A 22,457-nucleotide genomic window follows, 5' to 3' on the forward strand; every position below is an offset into this window, starting at 1 on the left:
CCCACTGTGGCCAAACAATTACTTTTTGACGATCGCGCCCGCCTGAAGTTGCAGCGTGGCGTGAACACACTGGCCGACGCTGTCGCCGTGACCATGGGACCGACCGGTCGCAATGTGATCATCGACAAGAGTTTCGGCAACCCGCTCGTGACCAAGGACGGCGTGACCGTCGCCAAGGAAGTCGAGCTGGAAGATCCGTACGAGCACATGGGTGCCAAACTCGTCAACGAAGTCGCCACGAAGACCAGCGACATCGCCGGTGATGGTACCACCACAGCCACCGTGCTGACACGTGCGATCTACGAAGAAGGTCTCCGCAGCGTCTCGCTGGGTGCCAACCCGCAGGTCGTCCGTCGGGGAATCGAAAAAGCTGTCGATGCCGCGATCGAATTCATCGAAGGCTTCGCCCGTCCGGTCGCCGACAAGAAGGAAATCGAGCACGTCGGTGCCATTTCCGCGAACAACGACATGGAAGTCGGCCGGATGATTGCCGATGCCATGGAGAAGGTCGGCCGCGATGGCGTGATCACCGTGGAAGAAGGAAAGTCGAACGAAACGACGCTGACCCTCGCCGAGGGGATGCAGTTCGACAAGGGATACATTTCCCCGTACTTCGTGACCGATGCCGCTGAAATGAAGGCGGTTCTCGAGAACGCCTACATCCTGCTGCACGAGAAGAAAATCTCCAACCTGCGCGACTTCATCCCGCTGCTGGAGAAGGTGTCTCAGGTCGGCAAGCCGCTGGTCGTCGTCGCGGAAGATGTCGACGGCGAAGCGCTGACCGCCCTGGTGGTCAACCGCCTGCGTGGCGTGCTGCAGGTCTGTGCCGTGAAGGCTCCCGGATTCGGCGATCGCCGCAAGGCGATGCTGGGTGACATGGCGGTGCTGACCGGCGGAACCGTGATCTCCGAAGATCTCGGGATCAAGCTGGAAAACGTCGAGCTGTCACAGCTCGGCCGCGCCAAGAAGGTCGAAGTCGGCAAGGACTCCTGCACCATCATCGACGGTGCCGGCAATCAGGCTGAGATCCAGAAGCGGGTCGGCCAGATCAAGAAGCACATCGAAGAAACCGACAGCGAATACGACCGTGAGAAGTTCCAGGAACGTCTCGCCAAGCTGACCGGTGGTGTGGCGATCATTTCCGTCGGTGCAGCGACCGAAGCGGAAATGAAGCAGACCAAGGCCCGCATGGAAGACGCCCTGCACGCAACCCGCGCTGCCGTGGAAGAAGGCATTCTTCCGGGCGGGGGCGTGGCGCTGCTGCGAGCCATCGAAGCGGTGCAGAAGGTCAAGGGCAAGGGGGACGAGCAGATCGGGGTCGAGATCATCGCCCGCGCTCTCGAAGCTCCGGCCCGCCAGATCGCCGGCAACTGCGGCGAAGATGGTTCGGTCATCGCCGACGAAGTGAAGAATCAGGCAGAAGCGACTCATGGCTGGAACGCAGCCACCGGCAAGTACGGTGACATGTACAAGGCCGGAGTGATTGATCCTGCCAAGGTGGTGAAGAGTGCTCTGCGGAATGCCGCTTCCATCGCCGGCCTCATGCTGACGACTCAGGTTCTGATTACGAAGACTGATGAACCGAAGTCGGGCAAGAAGCCGAACGTGGAAGGTTCGATCCGCTAGGGCTGGTCGCTCTTTCCGGTTTCCGCGCAGCCAGCGTTTCGCATGTTGAAAGGCTGGCATCTGCGGACGAGGACGGGGCAATCAAAGCTCACCAGGTTCGAGAGCCGTTGGCTCACTCCTCTCCCGCGCAGCGGGGATCCTGAGAGATCAGGCCTCTGTGTCGCGGGAAGGAGGAGCCGTCCGGCCCCCCCCGGCAGCCATTGCCGGGGCTGGATTGCAAAAAAGATGTGACGAGCCACCGCAACCCGGTGGCTCGTTGCTTGTCCAGCAGAGGTCAGGCGGCACATTCCGCATCGCCTGCAAGGTGCCCCGGTTTTCGGGGAAGGGAAATCAGCCTGCTCCCGCAGCGTCGATCGCGGGAGAGATCATCCGGAATGCTTGCGGCGTTGACTGGCCGTGTAGAATGAAGCATTCCCCTTTCTGAAGTTGTGACAGACAGATGCCCGGCATGGCCTCCAAGCGTGATTATTACGAAGTCCTCGGCGTCACTCGCACCGCGACCGTCGAGGAGATCAAGAAGGCCTATAAAAAGCTGGCGCAGAAGCACCATCCGGACCGCAATCCGAATGATGAAGAGGCGGTGCTCCGCTTCAAGGAATGCGCGGAGGCGTACCAGATTCTCAGTGACTCCGAAAAGCGGGTCCGCTACGACAAGTTCGGGCACGCCGGCGTGTCCGGAGGTGCGGGACGGGGCGGAGCCGGGGGCTTCACGGATCTGAACGACATCTTCGACGCCTTCGGCGACATGTTCGAAGGGTTCGGACTCGGTGGGGGCCGTCGGGGCCGTCGCGGAGGTCCCGCACGCGGATCGGATCTGCAGACCCGGGTGACTCTCGATCTCCGTGAGGCGGCACTCGGCTGCAAGAAAGAATTGAAGATTCATCGGCGGAAATCCTGTGTCCGCTGCGAAGGCTCCGGTGCGGAGCCGGGTTCGCGTCCCGACACGTGCGAATATTGCGGCGGACACGGACAGGTCGTGCAGGCTCAGGGCTTCTTCCGGATTCAGACCACCTGCCCCGCCTGCCGCGGTGCGGGGAAAGTGATTCGCAACAAGTGCAGTGAATGCGGAGGGACCGGTCAGGAAGCCGAAACGGTCCTCAAGGAAGTGGCGATTCCGGCAGGGATCGACGACGGTCAGTCGCTGTGTCTGCGTGGAGAAGGGGAGGCGGGCCCGCAGGGGGGGCCTCCGGGAGACCTCTACGTCGAGATTCACGTCAAAGAGCATCACATCTTCCAGCGGGAAGGCCAGCATCTGCTCTGTCGCGTGCCGATCAGTTATACCCAGGCGGCTCTGGGAGCCACCATCGAAATCCCGCTGGTGGTCGGCAAGGACGAACTGCGCATCCCGGCCGGGACGCAACCGGGCGAAGTCTTTCGCCTGCGTGGAAAAGGAATGCCCGATCCCCGTGGCCGCGAGGCCGGTGACCTGCATGTGGAAATTCAGGTGATGGTCCCGAAGCGTCTGAGTGAAGAACACGAACAGCTGCTGCGGAAGATGGCCGAGTACGAACAGACGGACGTCCATCCGCATCACAAGAGCTGGCTCGAAAAGATTAAAGACTTTCTGACTGGTAATACGGAATCCGACGACTCCAATTGAGGTTGGCGGGGAACGACGCCGGCCGGCGTGCCGGGTGTCACAGAGACTCATTTCTTGAACTGGGGGAGACCTCAGGCTACGGACAGGTGACCCATGGCAGGTGAACATCAGGATTCAGATCTCAATCCGGCACAGGAAGCAGCCATTGTCAACGAAGCGGCTGCCTCGGCGGCAGGGGCTGCTGCCTTGAATGGCCCGAATGAGCCCGAATGGAACGCACTCCTGGCCGAGCGCGATGAGCTCAAGAACCAGCTGTTGCGGCAGATGGCGGAGATGGACAATGTCCGCAAGCGGACGAACCGCGAACGGGATGAGGAGCGCCGCTACGCCGCGCTGCCGCTCATTCGCGATCTGCTCCCGGCGCTCGATAATCTGCAGCGGGCCGTGCAGACAGGGGAACAGACCGCCGATGCCGCTGCACTCGTGCAGGGGGTCCGGATGGTCCTCAAGCAGTTCGACGATGTCCTCACCCGCTGCGGCGCTGAGTCCATTGCGGCCCTGGGACATCCGTTCGATCCCCATTTTCACGAGGCCCTGCAGCAGCAGCCCTCCGCGGAACATCCCCCCATGACCGTTCTGCAGGAACTGGAACGGGGTTACAAGCTGCACGACAGGGTGATCCGGCCGAGCAAGGTCATCGTCTCCAGCCAGCCTGCAGCCCAATAATCTGAATTCCTTTTGCCATTCATCCGCTGCCTGGGAGGACTGACCCGGTAGCCGATCTTTCATCGCGGCCGGTACAGACCCAGAGCCGCAGCGAACTTCAGAAGCACACGAGAGCGCAATGCCGACTTACGACTACGAATGCAAAAGCTGCCAGCACACCTGGGAGGTCTTTCAGTCGATCAAGGCTGACCCGATCAAGAAGTGCCCCGAGTGTGGCAAAAATCAGGCGAAGCGGGTGATTGGCCCGGGCGCCGGAATTCTGTTCAAGGGGTCAGGGTTCTACATTACGGATTACCGCAGCGACTCTTACAAGAAGGCCGCCAGCGCGGACTCCAAGGCTGCCGATTCCCATAAATCCGACAGTGGCTCGAAGAGCGAATCCAAGAGCAGCAAGTCCAAAGGATCGACGGAGTAAGTCCCGTTGTGAACGGCCGGGTGCGGTCAGGTCACCTTCTGCGGCGAGCGGAATGCCCGCGCTCAGGTCACGGGGAGCGGCTTGAGCCCGACTCTTGGACAGAGTTTCAGCAGCGGACACTCCGTGCAGCGGGGCCGCCGCGCGATGCAGATCTGCCGGCCATGATGAATGAGCCGGTGGGAGAACATGATCCACTCCTTGCGCGGGACCAGCTGCATGAGGTCCTGCTCGACCTTTTCCGGGTCATGGTGCGTGGTCAGTCCCAGCAGTGCGGTGATCCGCTTCACATGGGTGTCGACAACCAGACCGCTGGGGATGCCGAAGGCGGTCCCCAGCACGACATTGGCCGTCTTTCGGCCGACGCCCGGCAGCTGCACGAGAGCCGCGAGCTGTTGCGGCACTTCACCCCCGTGGTGTTCCACGAGGCCGGTCGCCATCCCTTTCAGGCTCTTCGCCTTGGCCCGGAAAAAACCGGTCGACTGAATGATCTCTTCGATTTCCTCGAGCGATCCCCGGGCGAGATCCGCCGGCTCCGGAAAACGCTCGAACAGTTTGGGGGTTACCAGGTTGACGCGCTGATCGGTGCACTGGGCGGAGAGAATGGTGGCGCTCAGAAGTTGAAACGCATTGGCGTGGACGAGCGCGCACTCGGCGTCGGGATAGGTCCGCTTGAGCGCGGCAATGATCTTGCGCACCCGTTGCTTTTTGTCATCAGTTGATTCAGTCATTGTGGCGGATGTTCTACATCGGGCTGCGGTATCGGGACCAGTCCTTCGGAAGAAATAAAAAATTCCCCAAAACGGCTTGGTCGCCGGGATCGCACTCGGCAGAGGTGGACGCCTCACCCCTGCTGCTGGAGAATCAGAGCGGAAAGCTGCGCACGGGATCAGACCGCCACCATCGTGACCGCCGGACCGGCTCCCCGACCGCCGCCCGCACTGCAGGAAAAATCATGTTTTCCTCTGACCAATTTGCCCGAGGGCTGGAGTTGTTCAACCAGCGGGAGTTCTTCGCCTGTCACGATGTGCTGGAGGAACTCTGGTCGGACGCGGTCGGTGAAGAACGGCAGCTCCTGAAAGGTCTGATCCATGCGGCCGTGGCCCTCTTCCATTTTCAGGAGGGAAATCCCGGAGGGGCACGCAAGATGCATTGTTCCGCGTTGCATTATCTCTCGACAGACGGCGACAGCTGTGTCGGGATCGACCTCACCCGGTTCCGGCGTGAGTTTGCACAATGTTTCGCGGAGTTGACAGCGGCCGACGAACAGATCTTTCTGACGGTTCGCCTCGATCCGAAACTCATTCCCCAACTTCGACCAGATCAGGACTCTCAATGATTGAGCAGCCTTGCGGCCACGAGACGCTGCACCCAGCGAGCTATCAGGGAACGATTCCGTGGCTGCGATCTTTTCCAGACATTCTGTTGCCGCACGTCGTCCGCACCTATCGTCCTGCAGATCCTGCCGTGGCCCGGATGCTCGCCACCGCTCTTGCCGGGAACGGACTGGTGGCGATTACTTCTTCCGATGTGCGGAACAGTCCCGATCCGCGCGGCGCTGCGGGTTGCCTGGTCCGCGTGACCGCGTACGATTCCCACTCGGGGATTGCCCTGCTGAAGGGGCTGGGACGGATCGTGATTGAGGGGTTGCAGGCCAGCGCCGACGGAGACACGCTGCTGAGAGTGCGCGGGGTTCCCGATCACCTCCCCGACGAAATGGCGGGACAGCGACGACCTCGCCGGCAACGGTTGCTCGAACTGCTGACCGCCCACTATCCGGAACTTGGCCGCAACCGCTACCTCGCCCAGATTTTCGAGCACGAATTCCCGTTGGGGGCGTTCTGCGATCTGCTGGCGCACTCACTCAAGCTGGCAGCGGACGATCTCTGCTGGCTGTTACGGGAACACAACGCCGATCAGCGCTGCCTGTTTCTGCAGGAGCGGCTGGAACGGCATCAGCCGGTGCGGGTCCTCTTCCCCCCAGTCACCAGCTGTAACTGACGACAATTCCGCCGGGATGTCGTCGAGCCAACTCGTCATGAAAACGGCAGCGGCTGCAGAGGCACACAGGCTCCCGCAGCCGTCCGCCAAACGACTCGATCAGTGCTGGAAGGCTTCGTGGCAGGTGTTGCAGGTCTTTTTGCCGAGGTCGAATGCTTTGCGGTCGCCGGCCTTGTCCTTGGCGCGCAGAGCGGTCACCAGGTCGCCCGATGCGTTGGAGAACTCGGTTGCGTACTGATTCCATTCCGGCAGCTTCGCGGGATCTTTGACTTCGTGCGTATCGGCGAGGGTGGCCTTGGAGAGCAGGTACCAGGTGATGCCACTCAACGGCTCTTCCGGTGTCCCGCGCGGGCGCTTGAGGAAGTTGAGGATGGGGGGGTTCTGGACGTTGATTTCTTCCATGGCTGCTCCGAGGCCGGTCAGCTTGTTCCACGGATGTTCCACGGCATGTTCGCCGGTCACTTTGCCGGAGACCACTTCCTGAATCTGAGCCAGTGCCGACTGCGCATCGGCATAGGAACCATTCCGTTTGTAGATCAGGGCGGCATCTCTTAAGGCCGGGCCATTCAGCTTTCCCTCCCCGAGTTGTGGATGCTCGGCGAGGTACTGTCCGATGCAGGCGATCAGCCCCAGCGATTGCCGCATCAGCGGGCTCTTCTTCTCGTTGAACGATTCTTCCGTCACGAGAATTTCGGTCAGCTTGTCCACATGCCGTTTAACCAGCAGTTGCAGTTCATCGAACTCGATAACTGGTTCCGCAGCGGCGGGAGTTTCCGCCTGCAGTCGGGGTGTGATCGTCGTCAGCAACGTCACCACGGTGAGCCAGGTCAAGCAACGCAGCATCGCATCTTCCTTACACAGATTCAGTGAACAACCAGTGACCAATCTTGGTGGATGCAGCGAGAGGATGGCAAGCCCACGTGCGCCGCCGGGATGCTGCCAGAGACGGAAAGTGTCCGATCAGAGAAATACTCTGGCCAGTGCAAACAGCAGCAGCACCCCGAGGTTGAGTCGAATGCAGAGTCCCGGCAGGCCCCCCCGGCGGCGGGTGCGAATCATTTCGGCACTCGATGCGATCACTCCTGTCAGCCCCATCAGGATCAACCCCGCGAACAGGGATGCCAGCAGCACCGCTGTAAGCGCGGGGGGAAGAATCTCCCACTTCCACTTCAGCATCACGAGTCCCAGCAGGAAGTAGAGCAGCGTTCCCGGAAGGGTGATCAGAGTGGCGGCAACAGCGACCATCATTGTGGGGGAGAGGTGGGGTTTGTCCGCAGGCGTGGGGCGCTGTGTGTGGGTCTCAGGCCGGAAAATCATGATTGTATGACCTGGTCCGCGCAGTCTTTGAAGAACGGTCCCGGGGAAGATCGGACGCTGTTGAATTCGCTTGACATTACGTAAGTCAGCCATGATGATCAATCACAGAACACTGCCGAAAGGGACCAGATTTTCGTCGGAAAGCTTGTCCTTTCAGGCCCTTCAGCTGCGATCGTCTGAACAGGAACAGCTTCATGTCCGCAGGTCAACGCCGCCTCGATATCGAACAGATTGGTGACGTTACGGTTGCCCGGTTTGTTGATAAGAAGATCCTGGATGAGAACAACATTCAGGTGATTGGCAATCAGCTGTTCGGGCTGGTGGAAGAAGACGGACGGAAGAAGATTGCACTCGATTTCTCGAACGTCGAGTATCTGTCCAGTGCTGCGCTGGGCAAGCTGATCACTCTCGATAAGAAGGTGAAAGCTGCTGGCGGCAAGTTGCGGTTGTGTTCCATCCGCCCCGACATCTACGAAGTGTTCGCCATCACCCGGCTGAACAAACTGTTTGATATTCGTGACAATCAGGAGGCTGCCCTCACCGGCTTCTAAGTCGAAGTGGCGAGCGACATCTCTGGGTCACTCGCCGGCATCCGGCCGCCTGTATTGGTCTTCACATCAATTTCCCCGAGTAGCTGCCATCCTCTCAATGGCTGATCCGGTTCAGTTTGACGTCTCGATTCCCAGCGATACATCGCGTGGGTTTGAGGTGCAGGAACGGATACTCGGCCTGCTGGAAAAGCACGAGTTCACCGACAAGGACCTCTTCGGCATCAAGCTGGCGCTGGAAGAGGCGATCGTCAACGCCATCAAGCATGGCAATGGTCTCGATCTGAGCAAATCGGTTCACATCAGCTGTCAGCTGCAGGCCGATATCGTCCGCATCACCATTGAAGATGAAGGTCCGGGCTTCAATCCTGAAGAGGTCCCCGATCCGACCGACGATGACAATCTCGACAAGCCGAGCGGCCGCGGCCTGATGCTGATGCGGGCGTTCATGACCAATATCGAGTACAACGACAAAGGGAATCGGGTTCTGCTCGAGAAGAAGCGCAGCACCTGAGTGGTCATGCCCGGTTGGCCGATCGCCCACTCGCTGCTGACCCCGACTGCTGCTTTCCCTGGGGGGGTGTTGTCGAATGCTTGTTGCTGTCTGGCGATGATGTCTTGATCGTTCCTGTCCGGCAGTTTGTGAGACTGCCCTCGAAATCCGGACCTCGCGGGTGACCGTGTGCCACTTTCGGCGCAAGCCTGTTTTCGTTCGGTCAGCCACTGCAGAGACTGAGGCCACTCTTCATGCGACAGCCACTGGATCGGGAAGAGTCTGTTGAACAGGCTTATTTCTTTCGCGTGCTCCGCGAGCGGGTCGAAGACAACACGCCGGTTCAGGAAGTGCTGGCGAGTGTCCGCGAAGAGATTCTCGCAACCACGAAGCTTCCAATGGCGATCGACTTTTTGCTCGGTGAGCTGCATTTAAAGGGGCGCTTTGGTGACGGGATGGGACGTCTGGGGCACTATTTCACCCCGTTCCAGACGTTTATTGTTCAGCAGGCCGAGGATGATGAATCCCGGCTCGACTTCCGGTTGGGCCTCCAGATTCTGGAGCGCGAGGCGGAGCTCAAGTCTCAGGGGACGTTGACCGCGCCGGCGCTCTTCATTTTTCAGTTTGAATGCATCGCGAGAAACCGTCTTGGTTACGATGCCGGGATGAAAGCGGTTGCAGGAGATCCGCTGTATCCTGAAGAGTGGCAGACCTGGATTTCCCGCATCCGGCATGAACTGGGGACTGTCGAGTTTGCGGACATGGTCTATACCCGTTCGCAGCAGTATGTCGAGGAGCTGCGGCTCCGGCGCCGGGAACCGGATTTCGTGCCGGGGTATCCGATTCTGTTTGATGTCGCGACCGGACGGATTGCCCGGGCGAATGTGGGCAAGGATCCGCTTTACATGTTCGCTGCGCTGCAGCGTCAACTCGGCTATCCGGTGGTTCCTCGTCCGCGTCCCCCACGGACCGAGCGGCTGCTGGATCCTGTGGTTGAAAGTCGGCTGCAGCGGATCGAAGGGCGCATGGCTCTGCTGGAACAGGAATTACGGGGAGGCGTCGACCTGACCAAGTTCTACAAGTCGGGACCTGCCGACTTCCCCGATCACGGTCCCGACGTCTGAGAGGGGGATCGGGAGCCCCGGCGAGACGGGGGGCGACTGGCAATTCCGCACCTGGTGGGGGCGATATCGTGATCAAGAAAAATTGTGACAAACCGGCACAACCGGTTTCGTGCCATTGTACGGAAGGCCGGGTCGTCTAGAATGACAGCATCGCTTGCCGTCGCTGTTCGGTCGCAGCGAACACACTTCTCCGCGTCGTGTCCCCATTGGAGTTCCGCGGTTGTCTGCAACCACGATCATGACAATTGAAGAACTGATTGAGGAATTCGATTTCCTGGGTGACTGGGAAGATCGTGCTGACTTCCTCATCGACCTCGGGTTCGACCTCCCCAAGCTGCCGGACGCAGCCAAGGTGGAAGAGAACCGTGTGCACGGCTGTCAAAGCAATGTGTGGATGTTGATCGAGCTTAACGAAAGCGTCACTCCTCCTCGCGTGGAGTTTGTCGCCAACAGCGATTCGATCATCGTCAACGGTCTGATCGTTGTGCTCTCGGCGGTGTATCACGGCAAGACGCCGGCAGAAATTCTGGCGACCGACGTGGATGGCATTTTCCGGCGGCTCGAACTGGATCGGCATCTGAGTTCACAGCGTCGCAACGGACTGTATGGCATGGTCACCCGGATTCGGGATTTTGCCGCGGCAGCCCAGTCGTAAACGCTCGGAGCGCTCCCCGGTGGCGATTGTGGTGGGGTGGCGGGCCTGGAGGCCGGGACAACTCAGTGCAAGGTTCCGTCAGTCGATGCTGCTTCATCCGAACCTTTTTCCATCGGAGAACGTCCTGCCGGAATCCCTGTTCCCCGGTTCTGACTTTCGGCCGAAGCCCGATCCCTCTTTGCTCAACACAGCCTCAGCACCGATTGCAACCTGATGTATGACGTCGCGGCCGCTCGTCGCCAGTTTCCGATCTTCTCGCAGACACTTCCAAAAGAAGTGCCGGTGACGTTTCTCGATTCGGCAGCCTCCGCGCAGAAGCCGCAGGTGGTCATCGATGTCGAGCGACAGGTCTATGAGACTCACTATGCGAATGCCTACCGGGGGGTCTATCGCTTTGGCGCTCAGATCGACGACGAACTGGAAGCCTCGCGGGAATCGATTCGGGCCTTGATCGGAGCAGAGGATTCGCATGAAGTGATCTTCACCAGCGGTTCCACGCTGGCGCTCAACATGATTGCTTTCGGGTGGGGACGAACGCACCTGCAGGCGGGAGACGAAATTCTGCTCAGTCTGCTGGAGCATCACGCCAACTTTGTCCCCTGGCAGCGGGTGGCTCAGGAGACTGGTGCAACCCTTCGGTTTCTCCCGCTGACGTCGCAGGGGGAACTCGACCTGTCGCAGCTCGACCAGTGCATCGGTCCCCGCACCCGGATCGTGACCGTGACGGGGATGTCCAATGTGCTTGGAACAATGCCCGACATCGAAGCGTTGTCGCGTGCTGCGCATGCAGTCGGTGCGGTTCTCGTGGTTGACGGCGCCCAGAGTGTGCCTCACGGCGGCACCGATGTGGTTCGGCAGGGGATTGACTTCCTCGTGTTTTCGGGGCATAAGCTTTATGGTCCGACCGGGGTCGGCGTGCTGTACGGACGCAAAGAACTGTTGACGAAAATGCAGCCGATGGTGTTCGGCGGACATATGATCGAGGCGGTCCATCGCGACGTCTCGACCTTTGCCGCTCCTCCCGCCCGTTTTGAGGCGGGGACGATTCCCATCGTGCAGGCCATCGCGCTGAAGACCGCGATCGATTACGTTTCGGGGCTCGGATTTGCCGAGATTCATGCTCATGAGATCGCCCTGACGGAATACGCTCATGCCCGCCTGGGGGAGGTGCCGGGCATGAAAATTTATGGTCCGGAACCGGCACGCAAAGGGCCGATCGTCAGCTTCACGATGGAGGGAGCCCACCCGGAAGATCTGGCGCAGCTGCTGGATCGCAAGGGGGTTTTCGTCCGCCACGGTCATCACTGCACCATGCCATTGCATGAGTGGCTGGGGGTTTCCGCCACGGTTCGGGCGAGCTTCGGTCTGTACAACACCCGTGACGATGTGGACCGACTGGTCGCTGCCCTGCTATTTGCCCGGCAGCGGTTGCGGCTGCCGACATAAATCTGGTGGCGGTTTTTTGCTGGACGATCGTCTTTCAGACGGCCATTTTCCGGGTGGGGTCGGGCCGGTCCTGCCGAAAGCTCCGCTGCCCCCCTCCGGCCCCGTGTCCTCAATCGGTAAACTGCTCGAAAAGGCTGCTCCGAGAATCTATGATGTGCAGGACTCGCAACTGGACCGCTTGATGGCCACTGAGATCGCAGCCGATAGACAAACGCCCTCTCCCGCTCCGGGATGTGTGCAGCGACAGTATGTCACCCTGTTTGGCGGTGACGAGCCGCTGACACTGGAGAGCGGTGCGACGCTGGGGCCGATTACCGTTGCCTATGAGACCTATGGCCAACTGACCCCCGCTCGCGACAACGTGATCTACATCTGTCACGCGCTGACGGGAGACGCCCATGTCGCCGGCCGGCACTCGCCGGATGACCGCAAGCCGGGCTGGTGGGATGGCTTCGTCGGTCCTGGCAAACCGATCGACACGGACAGATATTTCGTTATCTGTGCCAACGTGCTCGGGGGTTGTCAGGGGACCACCGGACCCAGTTCGATCAACCCGCAGACGGGGGTCCCTTACGGTCCGGAGTTCCCGTTCATCACGTTGCGGGACATTGTGGAAGTTCACAATGCTCTGCTCGACTCGCTCGGTATTGACCGGGTCATGGCCATTGTCGGCGGCAGCCTGGGAGGCATGCAGGCCCTGGAATGGGCCGTTCGTCGACCGGAACGGGTCGGCGCCGCACTCGTGCTGGCAGCCGGTGCGAAGCTCAATGCTCAGGGAATCGCGTTCAATGCGGTCGGCCGCCGCGCGATTCATGCCGATCCGCTGTTTCGAGCCGGGCTCTACTACGATCAGGAGGAGAAGCCCCGCTTCGGGCTCGCGCTCGCCCGCATGGTGGCGCACATCACCTACCTGTCGGAGCAGTCGATTGAAATGAAGTTCGGTCGACGACTGCAGCACAGCGATCAGTTCGCTTATGACCTGCGGGCCGAAACCGAGTTTCAGGTCGAGAGCTACCTTCACTATCAGGGGAAGCGGTTTGTCGAGCGGTTCGATGCCAACTGTTACCTCGCGCTGACTCGCGCGATGGATTACTTCGACCTCTCCAAAGGGAAGAGTTCGCTCAAGGATGTCTTCCGCGAAGGGAAGACCCGCTTTCTGGTGGTTTCTTATACGTCGGACTGGCTGTTCCCCACTTCGCAAAGCAAGGAACTGGTGCAGGCGATGATCGAAGCCCGCCGGCATGTCACCTTCTGCGAACTCAAAAGCACCTTCGGACACGACGCCTTTCTGATTGACTCCGAACTCCCCAAGCTCGCCGGACTGGTTGTTCCTTTCCTTGCCCGGGCACAGCAGGACTTCCGCAAGAAGCGAATCTGATTCCGTTCCGACATCGCCATGTGCGCCAAACGACTCCACCTTCCTGATCCCCGTGCCGCCGTGACCAACGATCTGATTCTCAGCCAGATCGAGCGGGGGAGCCGCGTTATTGACCTGGGGTGCGGCAATGCCGAGCTGCTGGAGCGGCTCCGTGACGAGTACGCCTGTGATGTGCTGGGGATCGAACGGGATGAAGACTCGTTTCTGCAGGCGATCGAGCGGGGAGTTCCGATCCTGCAGGCCGACCTCAACAGCGGCATCGGTGAACTGCCGCCGCATTCGTTCGACTATGCGGTCCTCAGCCAGACGCTGCAACAGATTTCCCGTCCGCTCGAATTGCTGCATGACATTTTCCGAGTCGCCCGCAGAGCCGTGGTCGTGGTTCCCAATTTTGCCCATTGGAGAATCCGGCTGCAGGTCGGACTGGCTGGCCGGGCTCCCATTACAGACAGCCTGCCCCACGAGTGGTATGAGTCCCCCAACGTTCACTTCCTGTCGATGCTGGACTTCCGGGAGCTGGCGGCGCACGGGAATTTTCAAATTGTCAAAGAGATTCCCATTATCGGCCGGAAGCCCGTGAGCCGGGCCTTTTTTGCGAATCTGCGAGCCCACAGCGCGCTCTATCTTCTGGAAAGGGCCGAGGAACGGCCCAGCTGATGCGCCGGGGAACTGCGCGCGTTGCTGGTTGCGGAACGATGGCCCCGAGCGGACCGCAGGCCGCCCCGCGGCACGCAGGCAAATGCCCGGCCGTCTGTCTATAATTGTGATTCCTTCCACAATTCATCGCAGTAGTAAAACGGTGACTGGTTATGGTGACGACACTTCATCCGCGCAGAGGGAGCTTTTCATCCCGGCTCCTAGGCAGCCTCGCAGCGATTGCCGCGCTGCTGGTCGTCATGTTTCTGCTGCTGGGGCGACCTCAGCAAAATACCAAGGTGGAACAGTCGGGGACCGAAGAGGAAGTCGTCGGTCGTCGCGCGGAAGATGAACTGTTGCGCGTGCTCGATGGCGTGAAGCCGCTGCGGCTCGACATCACTTCGGACCGCGTGACCCAGACTCGCGAGCTGAACAGCTGGCGCGGGTCTTATGGCCGGTCTGCAGAGGAAGTGGCCAAGCTGACCAGCGACAGCGACCTGATCAAAAAACTGCTCCCTGCTGAAGTGCAGTCGCGCATCAACAGCCAGCGGTTCCTGCCGGAAGATATTGTCTCACTGCGGGAAGCGTTCCTCGCCCGTCAGATCGTCGAGATGATTTCCAGTCAGACCAAAACCGATTTGGAACGGGTGGTGGCTGTCTTTGACTATGTGACCATGAATGCGGCCTATGTCTCTGACGAGTCCGCGACAGCCCTGCCGCTCACACCGTATGAAACGCTGGTGTTCGGACTGGGAACCGGTTCCGATCGCGCGTGGACCTTCGCGTCGATCATCCGTCAGCTGGGAATGGATGCGGTCCGACTGGTCCCGCAGACGGCAGGCAAGGAAGAGGCCTGGCTCGTGGCAGTGCTGGACCCCCGCAATGGAATTCTGTTGTTCGATCCACGGATCGGCCTGCCGATTCCCTCCGCCAAGGCGGACCAGACCAGCCCTTATCCCAATGTCCCCGCAACGTTGCAGGAAGTTCTGCAGTCCGACGCGTCGTTCCGGCTTCTTGATCTTCCGGATTCCCCCTATCCGCTGACCAGCGATGATCTGAAACACCTCAAGGTGGAATTGATCGGCACGAGCAGTGAGTGGGCCCCCCGCATGGCTGAACTGCAATCGCTGCTTCCGGAAAGTGTGCCGATGGAGGTCTATTGTGGACTGGGGGAGAACAAGCTGCGGGCAAATGGTCTCTATCAACGGGTGGTTGCTGCCGGCCGCGATGGCCTGTGGACCGAAGAACAGGTTTCGGTCTGGCCCTTCCCGGAACAGCAGGTGATTCATGCGGAAGTTCCGGTGGGAGGAGCAGTCCGGAAGCAACTGGACGAACTGCGCTACATCTTCGACGGACCTTACAACGTCTTGCGGGTCGACCCGGTGACCAAGCAGGAGTACGTCGGCCGGCCCGACCACACGTTGCAGTATGTGCGGCTCGAGCAACTGCAGGGGAACTACAATATCGCTCTGCGTGAGTACCTGCATATTCGACGGTCGGCCACCAGCGGTTCGACACAGGCGAATCATATTGCTGCCGACTATGCCACGCTGTGGACGGGCGTGACTCAGTATCAGACGCATCGCTATTCCGCAGCGCTCAACACCTTCCGCAGCTTCGACGAACGAAACCGGGGGAGCGAAACTCTTCCTTGGGAACGCTTGCAATTCGAATGGGCGGCACGTTCTCTGGTTGCTGAAAACAAGCTGGCGGAAGGAGCCGAGATGCTGACTCAGGCGCCGCCGGGACTCATGCAGCGGCGGGATGTCTACCTCGCTGAGCGCTGGAAGAGACTCGCCGCTCCGAAATCGGAACCGACCGAGCCCTCCAAGCCGGCAGCCACCTCCCCCTCTTCCGCTGCTGATGCAGCAAAGGGTTCGACCGAGCAGCCCGCTGCCCCAGCCCCGACGAGCCCGTCCGCGGAGTCGACACCTCCGGCGACCCCCGCCCCTGAGACTCCTGCTGCGACGCCCGCCGGAGAAGGGAAAACGGAGTGAGCACCGCCTGGAATTTCGCCCAGCGGCGCTGGTTTTTGATTTCGCTGTTGGTGTTGCTCCCGCTGGGAACAGTCATCGGCTGGCGCGCTGAGCCGGATCGGGTCTCGTCGTTTCCCAGGCACATTGTGGAAGCCGCGACAGGGGTGCTGACGGCCACTGTGCTGCTCCTGATGTCGATGACACTGGAGCGGACAAAGCTGGTCGAGTCGCTGCGGGCTCCTTTTCCGGTGCTGGGTGCAATCCTGATCAACTTTGTGCTGATTCCCGCAGCGGCACTTCCGTTGTTGCCCCTGCAGCAGCGTGAAGACCTGATGGTCGGGCTCATGCTCGCAGCCGCGGTCCCGAGTACACTGGCGGCGGCGGCCGTCTGGACCCGGAAGGCCGGTGGCAATGATGCCATCGCGTTGCTGGTCTCGGTGCTGACGAACAGCGCCTGTTTTGTGGTAACTCCACTCTGGCTCAAGTACGGCTGCGGCGGCGAAATTCAGCTCAACACGACCGCCATGATGCTGAAGCTGTTTTACACGGCGCTCCTGCCGATTGTGGTCGGGCAACTATGCCGCCTCTGGCCCCCGACCTTGCGGTTCGCAGATCGTGGAAAAGAGAGCTTCGGCGTCGTTGCCCAGGTCTTGCTGTTGGCAGTCCTGTTCTGGGCGGCAGTTCAGGGGGGTGTCAAACTGAATCTGCAGCGAGTCTCCCCGGGAACTGGCGGGTCGATTCTGCTCCCCTTCGTCATTTCGTGCGGCTCCGTGATTATTCTGCATCTGCTGGGGCTGGGACTGGCATTTCCGCTGGGAAAGCTGGCAGGCATCCGCCGTGCCGATCTGATTGGTATGGCCTTCTCCGGCAGTCAGAAGACGCTGCCGATCGGGCTGTTCATTGCGACCGGGTTGCTGGAGCGGGGGCTGGATCTGGCTGCGATCCCGATCCTGATTTACCACGCGACGCAATTGGTGCTGGATGGCTTTTTACTGGAGCCGCTGAAACGCTGGTCGGGGGACGACCTGGCGGGGTCAGGGACGCTGAAGCCCTTGCCGGTCGCATCGGAAGGCGAGTTGCCAGTCCGCTGAGCAGCGGAGTCGAAGGGGCGCTGTTCTGCTGGGTGAGCGCAATCCTGAGCACTTCTGCCCGAGTCTCTCGGGACCGTGAGAGTCGCCTGCTCAAGGTGATCTTTGGCCCATCGCAGTGTTTCGGGCAAGCATGTCCCGATTTCGGTCAGCACTGCTTTTGTGCGCTGGATTGCTGATATCGCCGCGGCTCGTCTGTGGCCCCGTCGACAGGCAATCGGAGTGTGTTTCCACACGGCCCGAGTCACGGTGCCGGCGCATCGCTCGCAGGAGGATCAGTTGGTGGGGGGAGCGTGAACTCCAGAATCGGCCCGTCACGCAACACTTCGATCTTGCCCGGCTGAATTTCAATTGAACAGGGAACCGGCGGGAAGAGGGGCAGGCTCTTGAGGTAGTCCAGGTAATTCCGGTAGTCCTCTTCCGTTTCGATCTGCTGTTCCGCGAAATCCGGCTCCGGCGTTTCGGAGAGCGGCTTCTCGAAGATGACCAGATGGGGCCCGGTCACGGCGCCGATCCGCGGAAGCCCGGTCGCGGTTTCGAGCGTGAACGTGCCGTCCTCCTGAACTATTCCATAGGAGATCGGTCCCGGGTACCCCGGTGGTCGGCCGGTTTTTTTCGGCTCGTCCATGGGCTGGAAGGTGAGTCGTCCCCCAACCGGAGGTTTCCCTTCGCAGGAGACGACCCGACCCCGGACCGGAACAAGTTCGTAGGGATCGCCACACCCCACGAGGATTGCCGGGAGGCACAGAATCAGCGCGCTGAACAGCGGCGTCCAAGCTAACCGGTTGAAATCCATCGATTCTCCAATCAGCCGGGATCTACCTCAAAAGGTCCCCGGCTACTCAAATCTTCGCAGTCTGATTGGCTCAACCGCCCCTTTTGGAACGCTCCGCCCTGATAAAAATCCTAACATCTCTCGTCTTGGCAGGCCAGATTGCGTTTTCTTCAAGAACGTCGGAGCAGGTCGTCCAGCTCGCGGATTCCCGTCATTTTTGCAGCGATCCAATACACGAGCACCCCGACCACACAGGGGACGCCCAGAGCCACCAGCGACATTCCTTCCTGCGGAGGCAGCAATCCTGCCGCCCCTCGGCAAGCCAGCCACATGACAGCGGTTGCGGCGACTCCTTTGATGGCCGTCCGCGCAAGCTCCCTCCAGTTCAAGGGGCCCAGACTGCGGTTCAGAAAATACAGCGTGAGAATCACTTGCAGTGTTGTTGCGATGACGTTTCCCATCGCCAGCCCCGGACCTCCAAAACGGAAGACCAGCAGCAGATTCAACACCAGATTGACCCCGAGTGCTAAAAGTCCCAATTTCAGGGGGGTGATCCGGTCGCCGACGGCATAAAAGGCCCGGTTCAGGATGTTCATGCTGATGTAACTCCAGACCCCGGCACCATAAATGGCGATCATGCGGGAAACAAGCTGCGCATCGCGACCGCTGAACCGGCCGTCGCGAAACAGGTAAGTGAGCGGCTCCGCGAGCAGAATCAGCCCGACGCTGGCGGGAAATCCAATCACAATCACGATCCGGATTCCCCTTTCCAGATCTCCGCGCAATCCTGGCCAGTCCTGTTGCTGGGCATGTTGAGCCAGCCGCGGATACAGGACCGTGCCGAGAGCGACTCCGAAGACCCCGAGCGGGAACTGGTACATCCGCTGTCCGGCGTAGAGGGCGGCTGCCGTTCCCGATTCAATCAATGGTCGAATCCCCCAGGCTTCACACCAGGCGGGGCCCCCCTGATCGGGACGGGCGAGCGCCCACGCAAGCAGACCATCGAGCACCGAGCTGACCTGCAGCACCGCGAGTCCAGCCAGCACGGGAATAATTGTCAGGAAGACTTGGCGAACGTGTGGCCACGCGGACGACCAGGCGGTTGTCGCGTTCATGCCGTAGCTTTTCAGAATCCACCACGGCAGCGCCAGTTGAGCGACTCCGGCGACGGTCACCGCACCCGCGATCAGCAGCGCCTGTTGCTCCGGTGATTCGAGCAGTGTCCACGCCAGAACCAGCGCGATCAGCCAGACGACGTTCAGGACGACCGGTACCAGAGCGGGCCATAGAAACTGACGCAGGGCGTAGAGTGTCGCCGACATCAGGGCCGACAGGCAGATCAACACCATGTAAGGCAGCATGATCTGCAGCAGCCGTACCAGCAGTCGCGTGGACTCCGAAAGATCAGCCCAGGCGACCGTGGCTGATAACGCTACTTCCGCCAGCAGAACCAGTGCGGAAAGGCCGACTGCCAGGACAAACGCCACCGCCCAGAGCATCGAACGGGCGGCAGCATCTCCGTGCTGGTCCCGGGTGCGGATGAACAGCGGGAGAAACGCCGTGGTCAGTGCCCCTTCACCAAACAGTTGCCGGGCCAGATTCGGGATGCGGAAGGCGACCACGAATGCGTCCAGCGTCGTTCCTGCGCCGAACAGCGAGAACATTTTAATGTCGCGGATGAGTCCGAGAATGCGCGACGTGAACGTTCCCAGGCTGACCAGCCGAAGATTCGCGAAGAGGGAACGCCCTTCTCCGGCTGTTCCCCCGGTGCCGGGGGGGACGGGTTCTCCGGCAGTCTGTTTCACCAAACGTCCCTGTCTCTGAAGCAGTGTGCTCGTGTCCGTTCCCGCAGTGCGGGCGATTGACTCGTCAGTCGAGATCCTGTTCCGTCCGGCCCGTGGGGAGCCGCGAGCAACTGGTCGGTCCGGAGTTCCGCCGGAAGCTGCCCACAGCAGGCATCCCGTCCGGCAAACAGTATCGGAAGCGGACGGGGGGCGGAAGCGGATTTTGCCGGCACGGGTTCCTGAATTCCTCGGGCATTTTCAGAGGGCTGCTCCCTCACCCTGCTGACACGGAACGGCTACAATTTCGCTCTTTGCTTTTGTCTTTCGCTGTCGGATTGAATGTCGACCATGACTCTGGAATTTTCTCCCTCCGGGACAGATCTCGCACAACTGATGCGAACCCGGCGGACCATCAATGATTTCAAGCCTGACGTCCCTCCTCGGGAGCTTGTGCTGCAGGCGATCGAAGTGGCCCGCTGGGCACCCAACCACAAGATGACGGAACCCTGGCGGTTCCATCTGCTGGGACCGGAGACGGCCCACACGGTTGTGGAGCTCAATACGACATTGATCGCGGAGAAGAGTGGGATCGAAGTCGCGGTGAAAAAGCGGGATCGCTGGGCTCACGTGCCGGGCTGGCTGGCGGTCAGCGTGCTGCGTGCTGCCGATCCGGTTCGCGAGACGGAAAACTACGCCGCCGTCAGCTGTGCCATTCAGAATCTGAGCTTGTTCCTGTGGTCACAGGGGATCGGTTCGAAATGGTCGACTGGTCCGGTCACGCGGCATCCGGATTTCTACCGGCTGCTGGGAATTGATCCGGCGCAGGAGCAGGTGGCAGGACTGATCTGGTACGGCTATCCCTCATTCATTCCGGAAATGCGTCGACAGTCAGTCAGCGAAATCACGAAGGAGCACCCATGAGCTCGCTCCGGCTGATGAATCCGCACAGTGTGCTGGCTGCCATTGAAACGCGTCCCAAAGACGTGCTCGAGGTTCATGCCGGTGCCAAGAGCAATGAAGCGTGGCAGGCGGTCGTCGAGGCAGCCCGGCCGCATCGCATTGCCGTGCGTGACCCGATTCCCCAGGAGCGGGGTCGCAATCCGCGCGATGGTGGACGCGCGGGCACGACCTATGCCGTGGTCCGCGAACGTGCGGGGCTGACCCTCGAGGAACTCTTTGGCAATCCTGCCCGGCGGGGGCTGTGGCTGGCCCTCGATCAGCTGCAGGATCCTCATAACGTCGGGGCCATCTTTCGCACCGCTGCCTTCTTTGGCGTGAAAGGAATCGTGCTGACGGTTGATCGTTCCGCTCCGCTGACCGCGACCGTCTATGATGTTGCTTCCGGCGGACTGGAGCATGTGCCGTTTGTCCTGCAGACTAACCTGGTCCGCGCCATCGAAGTGGCCAAGAAAAGCGACATGTGGGTCCTGGGCAGCTCTGAGCATTGCCGGGATGATGTCCAGGAGATTGACCGCGATCGGCGCTGGCTGCTGCTGGTCGGCAATGAAGAGAAGGGGCTGCGCCGGCTCTCGATGGAAAAGTGCGACCAGATGTGCAGCATCCCCGCAGCCGGAGCCATCGGGTCGCTGAATGTCTCCGTGGCGGCAGGCATTCTGATGGCGACTTTGACCCGCAAGCCGTAGGGGAGAGTTCTCGCTCTGAGGACTGGAAAAAGCACCTTGCTCTGAAAACGTGGACCGGAGCGAGGTGACCAGTGGTCGGCCTGACGGCTTCCTTTTGGTCAGAACCAGAGGGCCCGCGCGGCGATCCGCAGCTTCTTCCAGCGGGACACCCGGATTTTCCGTGAGAAGACGTCGTAGTCGGCCTGGCGGATGTTCTCCAGCAGCGAACCATAAAGTTCGAGAAACGCACTGAGGATGCGGCGACCTGCGGGGGAAAGCTGGTCAAGCAGTTCCAGAGAGCGGATGTAGTAAGAGCGGGCCCGTTCCCACTGAAAGGTCATCAGGTCGCGGAAGCAGCCATTCCGGCGGCCGGCGGACAGATCCTCGGTCGAATACCCGAATCGTTGGAGGTCTTCCTGCGGGAGATAGATGCGACCCATACGGGCATCTTCCCCGACATCGCGAAGGATGTTGGTCAGCTGAAAAGCGGTTCCGCAGGCCAGGGCCGGCTCACGGGGAAGTTCCCCCCGAAAGCCCCAGATCCGGATGCTGGAAAGTCCCACAACTCCCGCAACCTGATAGCAGTACCGCTCCAGATCTTCGAACGTCTCGAACCGCCGTGGTTGCAGGTCACCGCGCACCCCCGCAATAACTTCCCGGAGCTCCTCCGGAACCAGATTCCGCTTGCGGGCGACATCCGCCAGGGCCGTGAGAATGGCGTTTCCGGTCCGTTCTCCCCGCAGGCAGGCATCGAGCTGCCGTTCCCAACTCTGCAGCAGCGCCACCCGGCTCGAAATTTCGAGCTCAACCTGATCTCCCAGATCGTCGGTGTGCCGCATGTACGCGTATAATGCACACATCTCGCGGAACATGTCTCGCGGCAGTATGCGAAAGGCGTGGAAGAAATTGCTGCCGCTACGGCGCGCGAGCTGTTCACACTGACGATAGCAGTCCTGCAGCAGGAGTTCGGCCATCTCAGGTCGATCGGCGTCGCTGCAGGCCGGGATTTGCACAGTCGTCATCCGTGATTGAATTCAGAGGGAATTGAATTGTACAGTCAATCGTTGAGAGATTCGAATCCAGAGCATTTTGACCGATCAGGGCCCCCTCCTCGCCACGCGGAAGTCAGCATTTTGCCCCACGAAGCGTTGCCTGCGCGGGAACAGGAAAGAGCAACCTGCTCCAGGTGCGAATCTGCCTATCGGCAGGCTCTGGCTGCAGTCCTCAGGAAGTCGATGTAATGTCACCCGGTGGGTGTTCGAAATCGGGCGATTGGCCCTGATGAGGTCCGAACATTCCGTTGATAAGGA

At 60.5% G+C, this 22,457-nt stretch carries 23 protein-coding genes; 17 read left to right on the forward strand and 6 right to left on the reverse strand.

The genetic code is table 11. The annotated features are described in order from the left end of the window. The first annotated feature begins 6 nt into the window (after positions 1-6). The 4 genes from groL to SH664x_RS03170 all read left to right on the forward strand — a co-directional run bounded on the left by groL (position 7) and on the right by SH664x_RS03170 (position 4,307). Entirely contained in the window at positions 7-1,626 is a 1,620-nt protein-coding gene (groL, locus tag SH664x_RS03155; RefSeq protein WP_437204979.1) for a chaperonin GroEL, read from the forward strand. A gap of 448 nt (positions 1,627-2,074) precedes the next feature. Further along, entirely contained in the window at positions 2,075-3,226 is a 1,152-nt protein-coding gene (gene dnaJ / locus SH664x_RS03160; RefSeq protein WP_437204980.1) for a molecular chaperone DnaJ, read from the forward strand. A 93-nt stretch (positions 3,227-3,319) separates the two neighbouring features. Further along, entirely contained in the window at positions 3,320-3,892 is a 573-nt protein-coding gene (gene grpE, locus SH664x_RS03165) for a nucleotide exchange factor GrpE (protein WP_437204982.1), read from the forward strand. Positions 3,893-4,010: 118 nt separating this feature from the next. Further along, complete coding sequence (locus SH664x_RS03170) at positions 4,011-4,307, forward strand: FmdB family zinc ribbon protein (protein WP_437204984.1); 297 nt, start codon at positions 4,011-4,013, stop codon at positions 4,305-4,307. A gap of 62 nt (positions 4,308-4,369) precedes the next feature. Here the strand turns inward: SH664x_RS03170 and nth are convergent, their stop codons facing one another. Then, positions 4,370-5,035 (reverse strand): endonuclease III, encoded by a 666-nt coding sequence (nth, locus tag SH664x_RS03175; RefSeq protein WP_437204985.1) that lies wholly within the window; start codon positions 5,033-5,035, stop codon positions 4,370-4,372. Between the two features lie 224 nt (positions 5,036-5,259). Here nth and SH664x_RS03180 point away from each other — a divergent pair, with 224 nt between their 5' ends. Together SH664x_RS03180 and SH664x_RS03185 are read left to right on the forward strand one after the other, a co-directional pair. Continuing rightward, positions 5,260-5,643: a DUF309 domain-containing protein gene (locus SH664x_RS03180; protein WP_437204987.1), complete on the forward strand. Its 384-nt coding sequence runs from the start codon at positions 5,260-5,262 to the stop codon at positions 5,641-5,643. Next, on the forward strand, positions 5,640-6,305 hold the full coding sequence (locus SH664x_RS03185; RefSeq protein ID WP_437204988.1) for a hypothetical protein: 666 nt from the start codon (positions 5,640-5,642) through the stop codon (positions 6,303-6,305). The genes SH664x_RS03180 and SH664x_RS03185 overlap by 4 nt, the downstream gene beginning before the upstream one ends. Before the next feature lie 99 nt (positions 6,306-6,404). On the opposite strand, the gene SH664x_RS03190 is transcribed toward SH664x_RS03185, so the two are convergent. After that, the gene (locus SH664x_RS03190; protein ID WP_437204990.1) at positions 6,405-7,148 is read right to left on the reverse strand and encodes a hypothetical protein; all 744 of its coding nucleotides are present in this window, start codon (positions 7,146-7,148) and stop codon (positions 6,405-6,407) included. Between the two features lie 117 nt (positions 7,149-7,265). Beyond that, positions 7,266-7,622 carry a hypothetical protein gene (locus SH664x_RS03195; protein ID WP_437204992.1) on the reverse strand — a complete coding sequence of 119 codons (357 nt, stop codon included), beginning with the start codon at positions 7,620-7,622 and terminating at the stop codon, positions 7,266-7,268. Positions 7,623-7,816: 194 nt separating this feature from the next. Here SH664x_RS03195 and SH664x_RS03200 point away from each other — a divergent pair, with 194 nt between their 5' ends. The 9 genes from SH664x_RS03200 to SH664x_RS03240 all read left to right on the forward strand — a co-directional run bounded on the left by SH664x_RS03200 (position 7,817) and on the right by SH664x_RS03240 (position 16,969). After that, on the forward strand, positions 7,817-8,173 hold the full coding sequence (locus SH664x_RS03200) for an STAS domain-containing protein (RefSeq protein WP_437204994.1): 357 nt from the start codon (positions 7,817-7,819) through the stop codon (positions 8,171-8,173). Between the two features lie 97 nt (positions 8,174-8,270). Then, positions 8,271-8,684 (forward strand): ATP-binding protein, encoded by a 414-nt coding sequence (locus SH664x_RS03205; RefSeq protein WP_437204996.1) that lies wholly within the window; start codon positions 8,271-8,273, stop codon positions 8,682-8,684. A gap of 233 nt (positions 8,685-8,917) precedes the next feature. Next, positions 8,918-9,787: a hypothetical protein gene (locus SH664x_RS03210; protein ID WP_437204998.1), complete on the forward strand. Its 870-nt coding sequence runs from the start codon at positions 8,918-8,920 to the stop codon at positions 9,785-9,787. A gap of 238 nt (positions 9,788-10,025) precedes the next feature. Then, positions 10,026-10,442 carry a SufE family protein gene (locus SH664x_RS03215; RefSeq protein WP_437205000.1) on the forward strand — a complete coding sequence of 139 codons (417 nt, stop codon included), beginning with the start codon at positions 10,026-10,028 and terminating at the stop codon, positions 10,440-10,442. Between the two features lie 213 nt (positions 10,443-10,655). Further along, entirely contained in the window at positions 10,656-11,888 is a 1,233-nt protein-coding gene (locus SH664x_RS03220; protein WP_437205001.1) for an aminotransferase class V-fold PLP-dependent enzyme, read from the forward strand. Positions 11,889-12,069: 181 nt separating this feature from the next. Beyond that, positions 12,070-13,266: a homoserine O-acetyltransferase MetX gene (metX, locus tag SH664x_RS03225; protein WP_437205003.1), complete on the forward strand. Its 1,197-nt coding sequence runs from the start codon at positions 12,070-12,072 to the stop codon at positions 13,264-13,266. 18 nt (positions 13,267-13,284) lie between these two features. Beyond that, positions 13,285-13,923 (forward strand): methionine biosynthesis protein MetW, encoded by a 639-nt coding sequence (gene metW, locus SH664x_RS03230; RefSeq protein ID WP_437205005.1) that lies wholly within the window; start codon positions 13,285-13,287, stop codon positions 13,921-13,923. A 152-nt stretch (positions 13,924-14,075) separates the two neighbouring features. Beyond that, on the forward strand, positions 14,076-15,899 hold the full coding sequence (locus SH664x_RS03235; RefSeq protein ID WP_437205006.1) for a hypothetical protein: 1,824 nt from the start codon (positions 14,076-14,078) through the stop codon (positions 15,897-15,899). Beyond that, positions 15,896-16,969, forward strand: coding sequence for a bile acid:sodium symporter family protein (locus tag SH664x_RS03240; protein ID WP_437205008.1), 1,074 nt, complete (start codon positions 15,896-15,898; stop codon positions 16,967-16,969). The genes SH664x_RS03235 and SH664x_RS03240 overlap by 4 nt, the downstream gene beginning before the upstream one ends. Positions 16,970-17,210: 241 nt before the next feature. Here SH664x_RS03240 and SH664x_RS03245 read toward each other — a convergent pair whose 3' ends face one another. Next, positions 17,211-17,762 (reverse strand): hypothetical protein, encoded by a 552-nt coding sequence (locus tag SH664x_RS03245; RefSeq protein WP_437205010.1) that lies wholly within the window; start codon positions 17,760-17,762, stop codon positions 17,211-17,213. A 149-nt stretch (positions 17,763-17,911) separates the two neighbouring features. Continuing rightward, complete coding sequence (murJ, locus tag SH664x_RS03250) at positions 17,912-19,546, reverse strand: murein biosynthesis integral membrane protein MurJ (RefSeq protein ID WP_437205012.1); 1,635 nt, start codon at positions 19,544-19,546, stop codon at positions 17,912-17,914. A gap of 318 nt (positions 19,547-19,864) precedes the next feature. Between murJ and SH664x_RS03255 the strand changes: the two genes are divergently transcribed. Continuing rightward, the gene (locus tag SH664x_RS03255; RefSeq protein ID WP_437205014.1) at positions 19,865-20,446 is read left to right on the forward strand and encodes a nitroreductase family protein; all 582 of its coding nucleotides are present in this window, start codon (positions 19,865-19,867) and stop codon (positions 20,444-20,446) included. Next, complete coding sequence (rlmB, locus tag SH664x_RS03260) at positions 20,443-21,168, forward strand: 23S rRNA (guanosine(2251)-2'-O)-methyltransferase RlmB (RefSeq protein ID WP_437205015.1); 726 nt, start codon at positions 20,443-20,445, stop codon at positions 21,166-21,168. The genes SH664x_RS03255 and rlmB overlap by 4 nt, the downstream gene beginning before the upstream one ends. Before the next feature lie 98 nt (positions 21,169-21,266). Here the strand turns inward: rlmB and SH664x_RS03265 are convergent, their stop codons facing one another. After that, the gene (locus tag SH664x_RS03265; RefSeq protein ID WP_437205017.1) at positions 21,267-22,169 is read right to left on the reverse strand and encodes a phytoene/squalene synthase family protein; all 903 of its coding nucleotides are present in this window, start codon (positions 22,167-22,169) and stop codon (positions 21,267-21,269) included. Between the last annotated feature and the right edge of the window lie 288 nt (positions 22,170-22,457).

The sequence above is a fragment of the Planctomicrobium aquicomposti genome (assembly GCF_051466325.1).
Classification (GTDB): Bacteria; Planctomycetota; Planctomycetia; order Planctomycetales; family Planctomycetaceae; genus Planctomicrobium.

Coding starts and splice junctions, on each gene's coding strand:
- dnaJ (WP_437204980.1), top strand. CDS start 2,075: ATGGCCTCCAAGCGTGATTATTACGAAGTCCTCGGCGTCACTCGCACC.
- grpE (WP_437204982.1), top strand. CDS start 3,320: ATGGCAGGTGAACATCAGGATTCAGATCTCAATCCGGCACAGGAAGCA.
- SH664x_RS03170 (WP_437204984.1), top strand. CDS start 4,011: ATGCCGACTTACGACTACGAATGCAAAAGCTGCCAGCACACCTGGGAG.
- nth (WP_437204985.1), bottom strand. CDS start 5,035: ATGACTGAATCAACTGATGACAAAAAGCAACGGGTGCGCAAGATCATT.
- SH664x_RS03180 (WP_437204987.1), top strand. CDS start 5,260: ATGTTTTCCTCTGACCAATTTGCCCGAGGGCTGGAGTTGTTCAACCAG.
- SH664x_RS03185 (WP_437204988.1), top strand. CDS start 5,640: ATGATTGAGCAGCCTTGCGGCCACGAGACGCTGCACCCAGCGAGCTAT.
- SH664x_RS03190 (WP_437204990.1), bottom strand. CDS start 7,148: ATGCTGCGTTGCTTGACCTGGCTCACCGTGGTGACGTTGCTGACGACG.
- SH664x_RS03195 (WP_437204992.1), bottom strand. CDS start 7,622: ATGATTTTCCGGCCTGAGACCCACACACAGCGCCCCACGCCTGCGGAC.
- SH664x_RS03200 (WP_437204994.1), top strand. CDS start 7,817: ATGTCCGCAGGTCAACGCCGCCTCGATATCGAACAGATTGGTGACGTT.
- SH664x_RS03205 (WP_437204996.1), top strand. CDS start 8,271: ATGGCTGATCCGGTTCAGTTTGACGTCTCGATTCCCAGCGATACATCG.
- SH664x_RS03210 (WP_437204998.1), top strand. CDS start 8,918: ATGCGACAGCCACTGGATCGGGAAGAGTCTGTTGAACAGGCTTATTTC.
- SH664x_RS03215 (WP_437205000.1), top strand. CDS start 10,026: ATGACAATTGAAGAACTGATTGAGGAATTCGATTTCCTGGGTGACTGG.
- SH664x_RS03220 (WP_437205001.1), top strand. CDS start 10,656: ATGTATGACGTCGCGGCCGCTCGTCGCCAGTTTCCGATCTTCTCGCAG.
- metX (WP_437205003.1), top strand. CDS start 12,070: ATGGCCACTGAGATCGCAGCCGATAGACAAACGCCCTCTCCCGCTCCG.
- metW (WP_437205005.1), top strand. CDS start 13,285: ATGTGCGCCAAACGACTCCACCTTCCTGATCCCCGTGCCGCCGTGACC.
- SH664x_RS03235 (WP_437205006.1), top strand. CDS start 14,076: ATGGTGACGACACTTCATCCGCGCAGAGGGAGCTTTTCATCCCGGCTC.
- SH664x_RS03245 (WP_437205010.1), bottom strand. CDS start 17,762: ATGGATTTCAACCGGTTAGCTTGGACGCCGCTGTTCAGCGCGCTGATT.
- SH664x_RS03255 (WP_437205014.1), top strand. CDS start 19,865: ATGTCGACCATGACTCTGGAATTTTCTCCCTCCGGGACAGATCTCGCA.
- rlmB (WP_437205015.1), top strand. CDS start 20,443: ATGAGCTCGCTCCGGCTGATGAATCCGCACAGTGTGCTGGCTGCCATT.
- SH664x_RS03265 (WP_437205017.1), bottom strand. CDS start 22,169: ATGACGACTGTGCAAATCCCGGCCTGCAGCGACGCCGATCGACCTGAG.